This window comes from Sphingomonas sp. (assembly GCF_041661885.1).
GTDB lineage: Bacteria > Pseudomonadota > Alphaproteobacteria > Sphingomonadales > Sphingomonadaceae > Sphingomonas.
Genome location: NZ_JBAZTL010000006.1, coordinates 204,518 through 218,647, shown reverse-complemented (window position 1 = coordinate 218,647; position 14,130 = coordinate 204,518). Strand labels below are relative to the sequence as shown.

Here is a 14,130-nt window from a genome sequence, read left to right as displayed (position 1 = left end):
ATCGCAATGACCGACCTGCATGATATTCTGGCCCCCGATGCCGTTCTGGAACGGGTGAGCATCGGGACGCGCAAGGCCTTGTTTCAACAGATGGCGGCGGTTGCGGGGAGCGTTTACGGGCTCGACACCGCGACCGTTCTGGAGGCGGTGACGACGCGCGAAAAGTTGGGATCGACCGGATTCGGCGGGGGCGTTGCGACGCCGCACGGCAGGGTCTCGGGTTTGACGCAGGTGTGTGGGGTGTTCGCACGTTTGGCCCATCCGCTCGATTTTGATGCAGTGGATGATCTTCCGGTCGATATCGTATTCATGCTGCTGTCGCCGCCCGATGCCGGGGCCACCCATCTCAAGGCACTGGCACGGGTTTCGCGGACCTTGCGGGATCAGTTGCTGGTCGAGAAGCTGCGCGGCGCGGGGTCGCGCGATGCCCTGGTTGCCTTGCTGACCGCAGAGCAGGTTCGTGACGCAGCCTGATCCGACAACGGTGCCTTCGGGCCAGGCCGCACATTTCCGCGCGCTCGAGTCCCTATACGCGGCGGCACCCATCAATCGCTTGTTTGAATCAACACTGACCATCCCCCAGCCCGGCGTCGCGCGGATCGATTTTGTGATCGACCAGCGGTACTTTCACGCCGGCGGCGCGGCGCACGGCACGAGCTATTTCAAAATGCTCGACGACGCCGCTTTTTACGCCGCCAACAGCCTGGTGACCGACCGGTTTTTGCTGACGACGGCCTTCAACCTGTTGCTGACGAAACCGCTGCGCGAAGGTCCGGTCGTGGCAGAGGGGCGCTGGATTTCTGGCCAGCGGCGCGTCTTCGTCGCGGAGGCTCGCTTGATCGATGCCGATGGCGAAGAGGCCGCGCGAGGCACCGGAACCTTCATGCGCTCGCGGATAGCGCTGGCGGGTTTGCCTGGCTACGGTGCGGTGTGACCGGATCGCTGCCGACGGGTATCCTGATATCGGCGTTGCTCAAACGCGTGAACGATGCGGGCGGAATGGGGATGGTGCGCGCGCGCGGCGATGCCGAATCTGGATCTATTCTTTTGATTTTGAACGATACTATGGGTTTGTCCAAGGTGATGGAGCGCGCGATCGGCCCCACGGGCGCGCCCGCTTTGGTCGAGACCGGCCCCGCCGATCCAGGCGATATTACGCAGCGCGAAGCCTATTGGCGCAGGCGTCGCGCCCGCGATCCCGATTTGTGGGTGGTTGAACTGGACATCGCGTCAGCGGAACGATTCGCCGCAGAAACGATCGCGTTTGGTTGACCAGATCGTTTCTCCCCCTAGAAGGAGGGTATTAGCCACGTGCGTTGTGCCGTGTCGGGTGCGATCCGACCAGGTTACGCAGTCGGGGGGCTGTCCGGCGGGGTGACAATCGAGTCGATCCTGTTCGCGCACCAACCGCATTTTTGTAGTGTTCATGTCGTTTTCGAATCGCGTCGCAAGCTTTGCGGCGTTTTCTTTTGCCGTCGCCGCCCTCATCGGCCTCGGGACCCCCGGCTTCGCTCAGGACCTTGGTCGCGTTATCAACGCCCAGTCCCAGCCTCCCGTTCCCCAACCTGTTCTGAATCCTGCGGTTGCCCCTGCGCCCGCAGACGCGGCTAACGATAGCGCCGCTGGTCAGCAGGATGATGACGAGGTTATCTATCCTACGCTCGACGCTGCGGTGGCAGCACAGGCGCTTCCTGAAACGATCGATGATGATCTGCAGTGCATGGCGGGCGCCATTTATTTCGAAGCCAAGGGCGAACCGCTCAGTGGCCAGCTTGCCGTTGCCGAGGTTATCCTGAACCGGTCCAAGTCGGGCCGTTTTCCCAAGACGGTTTGCTCGGTGGTGAAGCAGCCCGGCCAATTTTCGTTCGTGCGCGGCGGTCGTGTTCCGGCCATTTCGCAGAACAAGCAATATCGCACCGCGCTTGCGGTTGCACGCGTCGCCCTTGCCGACGTGTGGGACAGCCCTGCGTCGGGCGCGATGTATTTCCATGCGCGCGGCATTGCGACGGGCTGGCATCGTGAGCAGGTTGCCGCGATCGGGAATCACGTCTTTTTCCGTTAAGCGCGCTGGCCACGTTTGACGTGTTCGCCGAATGTTCTAAAGTCGGGAAATGCTTTCGTCATTTCCTGACCCTGCCTTCGATGGGCCGCTGAGTGCTGCGCATGTTGCGCGCGGCACGATCCGGATGCTGTTGCGACACGATCTGGTGGCGCTGACAGAGGTTCCTCTGGACGGCAATCGCCGCGCCGATTTGATGGCGATCGATGCGCGCGGGCAGATCGTCATCATCGAGATCAAGGTTTCGCGAGCGGATTTGCTCGGCGATGGCAAGTGGACCGACTATCTTGGCTGTTGTGACCGCTATTATTGGGCGGTGCCAAGCGGGTTCGATATTTCTCCGCTTCATGGAACGGCTTTTTTGCCCGAACGCACCGGCATCATCGTTGCGGATCGCTACGATGCGGCGATTGTGCGCGAGGCACATAGCGTGCCGCTGCCCGCCGCCGTGCGCAAACGCGCCACGCTTTCGTTCGGGCGACGCGCGGGACGGCGGTTGATCGGATTGACCGATCCCGATGCAGATATCGGGCTGGGCTAGGCGGTTAGAGTTTTGGGCCGGAAACCGCGCGCCGTTCCTTTTTCGGCGTGGCGTCGATCATCGTGGCGATGGCCGAGGCCCGGCCATCCTGATGGGCATAATCGCGGGCGGAAAATCCCTGGAGTCGATCGGCCTGGTCAGGGTCGCCCCCAAGATCGAGCAAGGCGCGCACCATCACTGTGTCGCGCCGTTGCACCGCGACAATCAGCGCGGTTTCGCCGCTCGCATTGGCAAGGTTAATATTGGCACCACCCTTGGCGAGAATCTGGACCATCTCCTGTCGCCCAAGACGCGCCGCCAGCAAAATGCCCGATTCGCCCCGCCGATCGCGCAAATTGGGGTCAGCGCCCTTTGAAAGCACATAATTGAGATAGGCTACATCGCCGCGCCGCACGACGATGTGGATCGCACCTTCACCCGTACCTGGATCGCGTGTGTTGACCACGGTCGCACCGGGCTTGTCGAGAAAGGCGATGACTTCGTCATTCTTGGCGTCCTTGATCGCCTGAAGAAACTTATAGCCTTCCGATTGGCCAAGCTGGGCGGCAGCAGGGCCGGAAACAAGCGCTAGCGGTGCCGCCGCGATCAGGGCAACGGCGATGGAGGCGGTGCGGAGGGTCATCGAAAACGTCCTGGCATGGTCGCGAGATACGAGCGGATTTGCGCAAAGCTTGCACCCGCGACCCTAACAGATCATGTCTGGCGACGCTATGAACGACATCGCCCGCGCGCTCTCCATCCTGCTTCTTGCAGTTTTGCCGGTCGGCTGTAGCGGCCCCGCCACACCGGCCCGTCCACCGCTCGATGGCGCTGCGCTGGGCGGGCCCTTCACGCTGACCGACCAGAATGGGCATGTCCGCACCGACCGCGATTTTGCGGGGCATTATCGGATCATGTATTTCGGTTACACCTTTTGTCCGGACGTATGCCCGACCGATATGCAAACCATCGGTGCGGGATTGCGGGTGTTCGAGGCGAAGGACCCGGTGCGGGGGGCCAAGGTCGTACCGATCTTTGTCACGGTCGATCCCGCGCGCGACACGCCGACCGTGCTGAAAACCTTTGTGTCCGCTTTCCACCCGCGCATGGTCGGTTTGACCGGAAGCCCGCAAGCAATCGCGGCGGTAGCCAAGGCCTATGCCGCGTATTTCGAGGCGGAAAAGCCCAATGCAGAGGGCGGCTATCTCGTCGCGCACGCGCGCTTTGCCTATCTCATGGACCCGGCGGGCAAGCCTGTCGCCTTGTTGCCGCAGGACAAGACGCCGCAGGACGTCGCGACCGAACTCGACCGCTGGGTACGATGAGCCACGCCGATGACTAGCCGCTTCTGGGAAGAGCCGATCGACACGCTCGATCGCGGGCAGTGGGAGGCGTTGTGCGACGGCTGCGGCAAATGCTGCGTCCACAAGCTGGAGGATGAGGAAACGGGCGAGCTGTTGCCGACCAACGTCTCGTGCCGCTTGCTCGATCGCGAGACGGCGTTGTGCTCCAACTATAAGCATCGCCACGCCTATGTCAGCGAATGCGTGCGCCTGAGCCGCTCGAACGTGCGCACGATCGATTGGCTGCCTGCGACCTGTGCGTACCGGCTGCGCGCGGCGGACGAGCCGCTTTACGACTGGCACTATTTGGTTTGCGGGGATCGCGAGGCGGTGCACCGGGCCGGGCAATCGGTGCGCGGCTGGACGGTGTCGGAGGATGATGCCGGCGAGCTCGAATATCATCTGGTCGATCGCGAATTGTGAGCGCGCCGCTCGAGGTTGTGCGCAACGCGCGGGCGCGGCGAGCACGGCTATCGGTGGATTCGGCGACGGGCCGGGTACGGCTGGTGTTGCCGCCGCGCGCGCCGTTGAAAGCGGCTTTGGCCTGGGCCGAGGGCAAGGCCGCGTGGATCGCCGCGCAGCGCGCGCGCCTGCCGCAGGCGCTGCCGTTCGAGCCGGGCGCACGCATTCCCTTTGGCGACGGACATTTGACGATCCTGTGGGAGGAAACCGCCGCGCGGCGTGTCGAGCGGGATGCCGGGGTGCTGCGGTGCGGCGGCACGCGCGATGGCCTGTCGCGGCGCGTACTGCTGTGGTTGAAACGCGAGGCGTCGCGCGTGCTGAGCGCGGAGACGGCGGAGTTCGCGGCGCGTGCCGGGGTTAGCGTGACGGAGGTCGCGATCGGCGATCCCAAAACGCGCTGGGGCAGTTGCGCCTCGAACGGCACGATCCGCTATAGCTGGCGGCTGATCCTGATGCCCGATTTTGTGCGCCGCTCGACCGTCGCGCATGAGGTGGCGCACCGGCTGCACATGAACCACAGCGCGCATTTCTACCGCGTACTGGCGTTGCTCGACGAGCGGAACCCCGAGGAATCCCGCCGCTGGTTGCGCGCCAATGGTGCCGCGATTCACTGGGTCGGGCGCGAATCCTGACGGTCAGCGGGGGCGTGCGTAGGGCTCGGGGCCGGGCGCGGGCCGTCGCGGCCTAGAACACGATCAAGCCAGGCTTGGTCGAGCTTGTCGCCATCGCCCTTTTTCTTTTCTGCAGGCGGCGTGTCGGATTGCTGCGGCGGGCGCGTCTCGATCGGGTTGCCATCGGCATCGACGCGCTGGCCCGGTTGGGCGGGCGGTGCCTGATCGGGATCGACCGGATTGCCATCGGCATCGACGAACAGGCCGTTATCGGCCTCGCCAAAATAGGATTCCTGGTCGGGTTCGAGCTGGAATTCGGGCAGCGTCACCTTGGTGTCGAACTGCTCGACCGGGCGGTTTGCAACGGCGGGCTTCATGAACGCGGCAAAGGCGCGCGCGGGTGCGGTGCCGCCATGCAAGCCGGCGATCGGCTTGGCATCGTCGCGGCCCATCCACACGCCGGTCGTCAGCCCGCTGGAAAAGCCCAGGAACCAGCCATCCTTGCCCGAAGTCGTGGTGCCGGTTTTGCCCGCAACCGGACGACCGATTTGCGCGGCTTTGCCGGTGCCGGTATTGACGGTGGTCTGCAGCAGATCGGTCATTTCGGCGGCGACATACGGTGCGACGAGCACATGGCTGGTATCGACCGATTGCGCATAAATCGTCTCGCCCGCAGCGGTCACCTTGGTGATGCCATAAGGCGTTACGGCCACCCCCTTGTTGCCGACGCTGGCAAAGGCACGCGTCATGTCGAGCAGGCGGACCTCCGACGACCCCAACACCATCGAGGGATGGGTGTTGACCTTGGTGGTAATACCGAAGCGTCGCGCCATGTCGGCGATCGTGCTGAAGCCGATTTCCTGTCCGAGCTTGGCCGCAACGGTGTTGACCGAATAGGCAAAGGCGGTGCGCAGCGACATCGCGCCGCTATTGTGGCGTGAATCGTTGCGCGGGCTCCAGCCGTCGATCGTCACGGGTTCATCGACCACCTGATCCTCGGGCTTATGCCCGGCTTCAAGTGCGGCGAGATAAACGAACAGCTTGAACGCCGAACCCGGCTGCCGCTCTGCCTGCGTCGCGCGATTATAGTTGGAGGTGACGTAATCGGTGCCGCCAACCATCGCGCGGACGGCACCATCGCGGTCGATTGCCACCAGGGCGCCTTGCGCACCCTTGGGCGCATTGTCGCGGATCGCGGCATCGGCGGTGCGCTGCATGTTGAGGTCGAGCGTCGTCCACACTTCCAGCGGCCGCTGGGTTTCGTCGATCAGAAGTTCGAGTTGCGGCAGCGCCCAATCGGTAAAGTAGCGCACGCTGTTCTGGCGCGCTTCGGGCACAAACGCGATTTGGTCAACCCGCGCCTCGCCGGCTTGAGCAGCAGTGATGACCCCGGTTTGCTGCATGAGCTTGAGCACAACGCCAGCGCGACCACGAGCGGCATCGATGTCGGCGGTCGGCGAGTAATTGGACGGGGCCTTGACCAGCCCGGCGATGACCGCCGCTTCGGTCAGGCTCAGATGCTCGGCGCCGTGGCCGAAGAATTTCCGCGAAGCAGCATCAATGCCGTATGCCCCGCCGCCGAAATAGACCTTGTTGAGATACAGTTCGAGGACCTGATCCTTGCTGAACTTGCGCTCCAGCGCGAGTGCGAGAATGCCCTCGCGGATCTTTCGGCCGAATTTTTTGCTGGAATTGAGGAAGATGTTGCGCGCGAGCTGCTGCGTAATGGTCGACCCGCCCTGCCTCCAGTGCCCGCGCTCCAGCCTGACCTGGACCGAGCGCGCCATCCCGATCGGATCGACACCGGGATGGGAGCGGAAGCGGCGATCCTCGACCGAAATCATCGCGTCGCGCATCACCGTGGGGATCCGGTCATAGGGCAGCCATTCGCCATAGCTTGGGCCCATCGACACGATTACTGTACCGTCGGCGGCATGAACGCGGATCATCTGGCCGTTGGGTGAGGATTTCAGCTCGTCGAAGCTCGGCAACTGTCCTTTCGAAACATAGACGGTGATGAGCAGCGCCAGAAACGCGAGCAGCGCAAGGCCGCCGCCAAGTTGTGCGGCCAAAACCAGGCGCTTGCGCCACAGAGGCACACGCGCGGAGCGAGGGGCGGAGAAATAGGAGCGGGCCATGAAGCGCTGCAGCGTTAGGCTTTGTCGGTCATTCCGACAAGCCGTAGCCGCATGAATCAACCATGCGTTTCGTCGCTGTCAACGCTCCCCCGGGCGCGAAAATCCAGGCTGAGCGAATTCATGCAATACCGCAGGCCCGTTGGCGGCGGGCCATCGGGGAAGACATGGCCAAGATGCCCGTCGCACCGCGCGCAGCGCGCCTCGGTCCGGGTCATGCCGTGGGTGCGATCGGTATGTTCGGATACATATTCGGGCGAAATTGGCTGGGTAAAGCTGGGCCAGCCCGACCCCGAATCATATTTGTCGGCCGAATCGAACAGCGGCTGCGCGCACCCGCCGCACCGATACATACCGTCGGCCTTGTTGTTGTTATAACGCCCGGAAAAGGCGCGCTCGGTCCCGGCCTCACGCAGGACGTGATACGCCTCGAGGCTCAATTTTTTGCGCCATTCGGTTTCTGACAGGGTGAAGTGTTGCATAGAGCTAATGATCCTGTGGCACGCGGGTGCGGTCAAGCGGGGAATGCCCGATCCGCGTCAATGCGGCAATCGTATCGATCAGGCGGGGAAGGCGGGCCAGCACGGGCAGGACGGCGGCGGCCAGGCCGGGGCGTTCGGCGGCATCGCGCACCAGCCCGGCCAGGCGGATCGGCCGAGCCGTCGCGCGGGCGAAGCGCGTCTGGAACGCGACCGCTGCATCCGGTCCACCGGCAAGATAGGCATGGGCCGAGCGGATACCGCTGGCGATGGCGATGCCCATGCCTTCCCCCGCGAGCGACGGGATGACGCCAGCCTGATCGCCCAGGCGGAAAATTCCGGGCGTGCCGCCGCGCGTGCGCCAGCCATAAGGGATGTTGGCGATGGCATCGATCGGCAGGCTGTCGCTGCGATACGCGAGCCGTTCACCCAGCCGGGGGTGGCGGCGTGCGAGTTGGTCGAACAAGGCCGCAGGCGAGCCCGCTTCGAGCATCGCCGAGCGATGCACCGCCAGGCAGACATTGGCGCTGCCATCCTCTTGCCGGACAATGCCGACATAGCCGCGATCGAACAGATGCAGCTCGATCGCGTCGCCGATCAGCCGTTCAAGCCCAGGTGTCGCCTCCAGTCGGACTCGCAGGCCAAGCGCTGGGTCGCGACCGCGCGCCTCGGCCGGGCGGGCGCACCCACGCACGTCATGCTTGCCGCTGGCAAGGAACAGCGCGTCGCTTGCGAGATCCGCCCCGTCGTCGAACCGCGCCATCAAGTGATCGACCGCGCGCACCGTCACCCCGCGTTCAACCGCAGCCCCTGCGTCGATGGCACGTTGCAGCAGCACGCTGTCCAGCAGGCGGCGCGATACGCCGTGCGCGGCCCGGCGCAGCGGTGTTTCGACCATCTGTTCACCCGCGATCAGCCTTAGGGAGGTGATACGCGCCGGGCCAAGCGCGTCGGGCGCCACGCCGAGCGCGCGCAGCGATTCGAGCGTGCGCCAACTCAGGAAACCGCCGCAGATCGCATCGCCGGTTTCACGGTTGCGCTCGACCAGCAGATGCGGCGCCCCCGCGCGCGCCAAAACGATCGTGGCGCTTGCGCCCGCCGGGCCGCCGCCGACGATCAGCGCACGTGTTCGACGCACAGCCGGAACGGGAAAGTGCGGTAAACCTGCGCATCGACGCCAGCCTCCGCCAGAAGGGGGGGCCATTCGTCGGGGCGATAGGAGCGGGCGATCGACAATGTCCCGTCATGTTTCACGATCGGGTGCCAACGGGCGAGTGTCGCCAGGATCGGGAAACCGAAATGCGCAAATCCGTGGCGATGGAGGTCATTGACCAACCACCCGCGTGCGCTTTCGCGGTCCATGAAGCGCAGGAAAGCGATCAACTGGTCGTGTGTCATATGATGCGCGACCAGGCTGGAAATAATAAAATCCCACTCGCCACCCGCCAGATCGGCATAATCGCCGGTGGTATAGCGGATCCCCAGCTCCGCCGGGCTATGGGCGGTAGCGGCGCGTGCGCTGCGCGGATTGAGATCGACGCCAACCAGATCGGCAACGAGCCCGCGCCGCGCCGCCCAGCGCGCGATTCGCCGCAGCATGTCGCCATCGCCAAAACCAACATCGAGCAGTTTGAAACGCCGCATCCCCGCCGTCCCTCGCCTTAGAAAATCGAGCGTTGGGCGTGCGGCCATCGTGACGACATTGACCTTGGCAAGATCGCCGACCACCGCTGTGTAGATTTCTGGATCGAGATCGTCGGCATCCATCAGCTCTTCGGCGATGGCGCGCGTGCGCAGGCTCATGCCGCGCTCCGGAAGCCGAAGCCCTCGGCGGCGAGGCCAGGGCCGAAGGCGAGCGCCACGCCCTCGCGAATCGGCGGCCCAGCCAGCAACCGCGCGAGCACGAACATCAGCGTCGCCGACGACATGTTGCCATAAGCCGAAAGCACCGCGCGCGATGCAGCGAGGGCGTGCTCGGGCAAGTTCAGGCTATGTTCGACCGCGTCGAGGATCGATCTCCCGCCCGCGTGAACGGCCCAACCATCGATCTCGAGTGTTGGGCGTCCGCCGGTGGCGGCGGTGGCGAAGGCCGGATCGTTCAACCCGGCGGCGATCCGCGCGGGAACCTCGCCCGACAAATGCATCGCAAAGCCACGGTCGGTAATGTCCCAGCGGATCAAGTCCGCCGAATCCGGGAGCGTGGTTGCAAAGGGAGTGCCGAGCGCAAGGCCCGCGGGCGTGGCGGTGACGAGCGCCGCAGCCGCGCCATCGCCGAATTGCAGCATGGCCAGCAGCGGCTCGAGCGCGGGGTTATCCTGCAAATGCAACGTGGACAGTTCGACACAGATCACCAGCACGCGCGCCGCAGCATCCGAGCGCACGATATGGCGCGCGCTGCGCAAGGCGGCGACGGCAGCGTAACATCCCATGAAGCCGACCAGCAGCCGTTCGACCGAGGGCGCCAGGCCGATTTCACGCGCAACGATCTGGTCGATACCCGGTGCAACAAAGCCGGTGCAGCTCGCCACGACCAGATGGGTGATGCCGTCGAGTGCCACCTGCGCGCGCAGTGCTTCGATCGCAGCGATGCTCAGCGCGGGTGCTGCCTGTGCATAAAGGCGCATCCGCTCGGCGGTGCCGGGCAGGACATCCTTGGCGTAGAAGCCGTCTGGATCGACGGGCGAGCCGCCATCCGCCCCGACCGGCAGCACCGACCAGCGATGCGTGATCGCGGCGCGCGCCGCCATCCGGTCGAACACGCGCGCCGTGCGGACGTCGGGCAAGCGCGCGCGTGCCCAGCTAATGAAAGCCTCATGGATGTCATGCGCGGGAACGGCGGTGCCGATCGCGGCGATATGGGCAATGCTGGACAAAAGGGGCCTTTGCAGGGGCGGGTGGGAGCATCCGATCCTGCAACAACGTTACGCCGCCCGTTACGATCCGAAAAGGCGGCAACGCTGCGCATTCTCAACTGGTCCTTACGAGTGGGTACCGAATTGCGACGCGCAGGTGCAATGAAAATTTGGTGTGCCCCCGATGCCAGTCCTCTCCCGGTCGCGTGGCCCCCGCAAGGGGGGATGGTTACGTCAACGCAGCGATCAATTCATGCTGGCGAATCGGCTTATCGAGCACGGCGTGAAATCCGTTCATGCTGGCAACCGCGCGCAGTGTCGGGTCCGGATAGGCGGTGATTAGGATCGATCGGCCATGCCAATTACGCCGTTGCATCGACCGGAGCACCCCGATTCCATCGCCATCCGGCAAGCGGTAATCGGTCACCAGCCATTCCGCCGCCGAAATATCGGTATCGTCGAGCAGTGCGCGCGCGCTGGCGTAGGAGCGCACATCGAAGCCGCGCCAATGCAACAGCAGATGCAGCGAGCGCCGTACGCCTTCATCGTCTTCCACCAATAACAATTGTGGACGCGGTCCGGTATCGACCGCGCAATCTTCGTCCATTAGATCGCTCTCCCATATCATTGCAGGGAAGCACTGCCCGATGGTCGGCGATCCGGTCTTTACGTAGTCATCCTAGGGTTGCTTTCCCCCGAGCCCCGCCGCAAAGGCGATGCGCAACGCATCCGACAGCGCATGGACCTCCAGCTTGGTCATCACATTGGCGCGGTGAACCTCGACCGTGCGCGGGGAAATGCCCAGATCATAGGCGATGGTCTTGTTCGGCAGGCCCTGCGCGAGCCGTTCCAATACTTCCTGTTCGCGGGGGGTCAGCCGGGCGACCCACAGCTTGGCGACATCGCCGGATCGAGCTGCAGCGTCGGTATGGGCCAGCCGGGCAAAGGCGCGGTCGATCGCTGCCAGCAGCACCGCTTTTTCAAACGGCTTTTCGATGAAATCGATCGCGCCCGCTTTCATGGCCTGTACCGCAATCGAAACGTCGGCATGTCCTGTCAGAATAATCACGGGCATGGTTACGCCGCGTGCGACCAATTCCTCCTGCACGGCGAGACCGTCGATTTCGGGCATACGGACGTCGAGCAGGATACAACCGGGCTCCGCAGCCTTGAGTTCGCGCAGAAACGCGACGCCAGAGGTATGCAATCGTACCGCATAGCCCGAGGTACGCAGCAGAAACCCTGCTGAACGACGTACCGAATCGTCATCGTCCACGACATGGATCAGGCGCTGCTCGTTCATGCTGCTGGGTCCGTAATCGGAAGAGTGAAACGAAAAACTGTTCCGCCGCCAGGGCGTGGTTCGGCACGGATTTGTCCGCGATGGGCTTCCACGATCGTGCGGCAAATCGACAGGCCCAATCCCATGCCGGTTGGCTTGGTCGTGGCGAAGGCCTGGAACAGCCGGGCGGCAATATCCGGAGCAAGACCCGGACCGGTATCGGCGACCGAAATTTCGACCATGCCATGCTCCTGCGCGCGGGTCGCGATCGTGATGTCGCGGACCTCTTGCCCCGCCACGGCATCAATGGCGTTGCGGATGAGATTGACCAGCACCTGCTGGATCTGAATCCGGTCAACGGTGATCGACGTGACGTCGGGCGCCAACTCAAAGAGCGCGCGCACGCCCCGTTCGCGCGCACCAATCAGCGCGAGTCGGCTCGCTTCGTCGATCAGCTTCGGGAGATCCTCCTCGCGCCGTTCGACCTCGCCGCGCGCGACGAAATCGCGCAGGCGGCGGACGATTTTTCCCGCGCGCAAGGCTTCGTTGGCCGATTCCTCGATCGCTTCGCGCAGCAGCGCTGCGGCTTCTTTATCGTTCGCTTCGAGCAACTCGCGACCGGCTTCCAGATAATTGGCGATCGCGGTGAGCGGCTGGTTGAGCTCATGCGCCAGCGTTGAAGCCATCGTACCCATCGCGCTCAGGCGGGAGACGTGGATCAATTCCGACTGAAGCTCCTTCAACCGCAGTTCTGCATGTTGCTGTTCGGTCAGATCGTGAATGAAGCCGGTAAAGATGCGGTGCCCATCGCTATTCGCTTCCCCCACCGACAATTTCATCGGAAATTCGGTTCCGTCGCGGCGCTGCCCAACCACGATGCGACCGATACCGATGATGCGCCGCTCGCCCGTTTCGCGATAATGCGCGAGGTAGCGATCATGCCGCGCCGCATCAGACGGGGGCATTAGAATATCGACGTTTGCGCCCACCACTTCGGCTTCGCTATAGCCGAACAGGCGCTCGGCGGCGCTGCTGAACGACAGGATAATGCCGCGCTCGTCGATGACGATCATCGCATCGGGGACGGTGGCAAGGATCGACCGCAGGTGCAATTCGCTGCGTGCCAGTGCTGCGGCGGCGGCCTTTCGCCCGGTAATGTCGTAGATCATCTGCCCGAAGCCGCGCAGCGTACCGTTGGCCCCGTGGATCGCGCTGATGGCAACGTCGGCGAAAAATTCGGAACCATCCTGGCGCACCCGCCACGTGCTCTCGCGCAGGCGACCGCGCTCGCGCACCATCGCGAGATCGAGCGTCGGTTTGGCCTCCGCGCGATCCCGCACGCTATAGAGCCGGTCGCCGTCCTTGCCGATAACGGTATCGGGCCGATAGCCGAACAGAATTTCCGCGCCCGCATTCCACGAGCGGATTCGTCCCTCAGGGTCGAGCACAAACATGGCGCGATCCGTCGCGCCCGATACAAAGAGCGCGAGCGTTTCGGGGTCGACCGTGTCACCTATCGCCATGTCCATGTCTTTGCCCTCCGCCGTTATCGGTGTCCCATCCGTGAATCTACCTATGCTCTTGTTTTGCGCGGGATCAAATCCGCCGGTCCGCAAGGCTCATACTTCCCGGCTCAGGATTTAAACACGGAGGACCCTATGCGCACACATAAAATATTGGCGCTCGCAGCCGTTTCTGCGGCGATCGTCGCGTCGCCGGCTTATGCCGAAAAGGGCGATGTTCTGGTGCGCGTCCGCGCCATCGTCGTGTCGCCGACCGAACGGAGCAGTGCGGTGACCCCGGGCTTCCCGGGCAGCAAGCTCGGCGTGTCGGACGCGGTAATGCCCGAAATCGATTTCACCTATATGGCGACCAAGCATATCGGTGCCGAGCTTATTCTGGCAACGACCGAGCACAAGATCGAGGGACGCGGCACATTGTCCGGCGTTCCCAAGATCGCCAAGACGTGGGTATTGCCGCCAACGCTGACGCTGCAATATCACTTCCTGCCCGATACCAAGATCCGCCCCTATGTCGGTGCCGGCGTCAATTACACGATCTTTTATGCCAGCAAGGCGGACTCTGATCTGGTCAGGGCGGTCGGGCCGACCAATGTCCATCTGTCGAACAGCTTCGGCTACGTCCTGCAGGCGGGTACCGATATCGACATTACCAAGAAGGTATTTCTCAACCTCGACATCAAATATGTGGGGCTGAAGACCAACGCTCGGCTCAATACCGGCGGCGCGATCAACACCGCGCGCGTTGACATCGATCCGCTGATCTTCGGTATCGGGCTCGGCTTCAAGCTTTGACTCGATGAAAAAGCGCCCGGGCCTCATGATGGGGCCTGGGCGCTTTTTTGTGTCTGTAAGAGACCGTTTGGA

General features: G+C 63.6%; 18 protein-coding genes. 9 read left to right on the top strand and 9 right to left on the bottom strand.

Features of this window, described 5'->3' with window-relative positions:
* Nucleotides 1-6: 6 nt before the first annotated feature.
* From WC704_RS13265 to WC704_RS13245, 5 genes are all read left to right on the top strand, one after another.
* Nucleotides 7-474 carry a PTS sugar transporter subunit IIA gene (locus tag WC704_RS13265; RefSeq protein ID WP_372890633.1) on the top strand — a complete coding sequence of 156 codons (468 nt, stop codon included), beginning with the start codon at nt 7-9 and terminating at the stop codon, nt 472-474.
* Nucleotides 461-934 carry a PaaI family thioesterase gene (locus WC704_RS13260; RefSeq protein ID WP_372890630.1) on the top strand — a complete coding sequence of 158 codons (474 nt, stop codon included), beginning with the start codon at nt 461-463 and terminating at the stop codon, nt 932-934. Before WC704_RS13265 ends, WC704_RS13260 begins: the two co-directional genes overlap by 14 nt.
* On the top strand, nt 931-1,272 hold the full coding sequence (locus WC704_RS13255; RefSeq protein WP_372890628.1) for a DUF1491 family protein: 342 nt from the start codon (nt 931-933) through the stop codon (nt 1,270-1,272). The genes WC704_RS13260 and WC704_RS13255 overlap by 4 nt, the downstream gene beginning before the upstream one ends.
* 154 nt (nt 1,273-1,426) lie before the next feature.
* Nucleotides 1,427-2,062, top strand: coding sequence for a cell wall hydrolase (locus tag WC704_RS13250; RefSeq protein ID WP_372890627.1), 636 nt, complete (start codon nt 1,427-1,429; stop codon nt 2,060-2,062).
* Between the two features lie 49 nt (nt 2,063-2,111).
* On the top strand, nt 2,112-2,600 hold the full coding sequence (locus WC704_RS13245) for an MmcB family DNA repair protein (protein ID WP_372890626.1): 489 nt from the start codon (nt 2,112-2,114) through the stop codon (nt 2,598-2,600).
* Nucleotides 2,601-2,604: 4 nt separating this feature from the next.
* Here WC704_RS13245 and WC704_RS13240 read toward each other — a convergent pair whose 3' ends face one another.
* Nucleotides 2,605-3,222, bottom strand: a complete 618-nt coding sequence (locus WC704_RS13240; RefSeq protein WP_372890624.1) for an ankyrin repeat domain-containing protein — start codon at nt 3,220-3,222, stop codon at nt 2,605-2,607.
* An 88-nt stretch (nt 3,223-3,310) separates the two neighbouring features.
* Here WC704_RS13240 and WC704_RS13235 point away from each other — a divergent pair, with 88 nt between their 5' ends.
* Genes WC704_RS13235 through WC704_RS13225 form a run of 3 tightly spaced genes read left to right on the top strand, consistent with a single transcriptional unit; the run spans nt 3,311 to nt 5,016 of the window.
* Nucleotides 3,311-3,904, top strand: a complete 594-nt coding sequence (locus WC704_RS13235) for an SCO family protein (RefSeq protein WP_372890623.1) — start codon at nt 3,311-3,313, stop codon at nt 3,902-3,904.
* Between the two features lie 9 nt (nt 3,905-3,913).
* Nucleotides 3,914-4,345, top strand: coding sequence for a YcgN family cysteine cluster protein (locus WC704_RS13230; protein ID WP_372890622.1), 432 nt, complete (start codon nt 3,914-3,916; stop codon nt 4,343-4,345).
* Entirely contained in the window at nt 4,342-5,016 is a 675-nt protein-coding gene (locus WC704_RS13225) for a M48 family metallopeptidase (RefSeq protein ID WP_372890621.1), read from the top strand. The genes WC704_RS13230 and WC704_RS13225 overlap by 4 nt, the downstream gene beginning before the upstream one ends.
* Here the strand turns inward: WC704_RS13225 and WC704_RS13220 are convergent.
* The 8 genes from WC704_RS13220 to WC704_RS13185 form a co-directional block, all read right to left on the bottom strand.
* Nucleotides 4,992-7,133, bottom strand: coding sequence for a transglycosylase domain-containing protein (locus WC704_RS13220; RefSeq protein ID WP_372890619.1), 2,142 nt, complete (start codon nt 7,131-7,133; stop codon nt 4,992-4,994). The genes WC704_RS13225 and WC704_RS13220 overlap by 25 nt on opposite strands.
* A 56-nt stretch (nt 7,134-7,189) precedes the next feature.
* Entirely contained in the window at nt 7,190-7,612 is a 423-nt protein-coding gene (gene msrB, locus WC704_RS13215; RefSeq protein ID WP_372890617.1) for a peptide-methionine (R)-S-oxide reductase MsrB, read from the bottom strand.
* 4 nt (nt 7,613-7,616) lie between these two features.
* Nucleotides 7,617-8,747 (bottom strand): NAD(P)/FAD-dependent oxidoreductase, encoded by a 1,131-nt coding sequence (locus tag WC704_RS13210; protein ID WP_372890616.1) that lies wholly within the window; start codon nt 8,745-8,747, stop codon nt 7,617-7,619.
* Complete coding sequence (locus WC704_RS13205; protein ID WP_372890614.1) at nt 8,726-9,412, bottom strand: methyltransferase domain-containing protein; 687 nt, start codon at nt 9,410-9,412, stop codon at nt 8,726-8,728. Before WC704_RS13205 ends, WC704_RS13210 begins: the two co-directional genes overlap by 22 nt.
* Nucleotides 9,409-10,482: a type III polyketide synthase gene (locus tag WC704_RS13200; protein WP_372890612.1), complete on the bottom strand. Its 1,074-nt coding sequence runs from the start codon at nt 10,480-10,482 to the stop codon at nt 9,409-9,411. Before WC704_RS13200 ends, WC704_RS13205 begins: the two co-directional genes overlap by 4 nt.
* Before the next feature lie 208 nt (nt 10,483-10,690).
* Nucleotides 10,691-11,068: a response regulator gene (locus WC704_RS13195; RefSeq protein ID WP_372890611.1), complete on the bottom strand. Its 378-nt coding sequence runs from the start codon at nt 11,066-11,068 to the stop codon at nt 10,691-10,693.
* A gap of 72 nt (nt 11,069-11,140) precedes the next feature.
* On the bottom strand, nt 11,141-11,764 hold the full coding sequence (locus WC704_RS13190; RefSeq protein WP_372890610.1) for a response regulator transcription factor: 624 nt from the start codon (nt 11,762-11,764) through the stop codon (nt 11,141-11,143).
* The gene (locus tag WC704_RS13185; RefSeq protein ID WP_372890608.1) at nt 11,761-13,266 is read right to left on the bottom strand and encodes a PAS domain S-box protein; all 1,506 of its coding nucleotides are present in this window, start codon (nt 13,264-13,266) and stop codon (nt 11,761-11,763) included. Before WC704_RS13185 ends, WC704_RS13190 begins: the two co-directional genes overlap by 4 nt.
* 135 nt (nt 13,267-13,401) lie before the next feature.
* Here WC704_RS13185 and WC704_RS13180 point away from each other — a divergent pair, with 135 nt between their 5' ends.
* Nucleotides 13,402-14,058 carry an OmpW family protein gene (locus tag WC704_RS13180; RefSeq protein ID WP_372890606.1) on the top strand — a complete coding sequence of 219 codons (657 nt, stop codon included), beginning with the start codon at nt 13,402-13,404 and terminating at the stop codon, nt 14,056-14,058.
* Nucleotides 14,059-14,130: the final 72 nt, after the last annotated feature.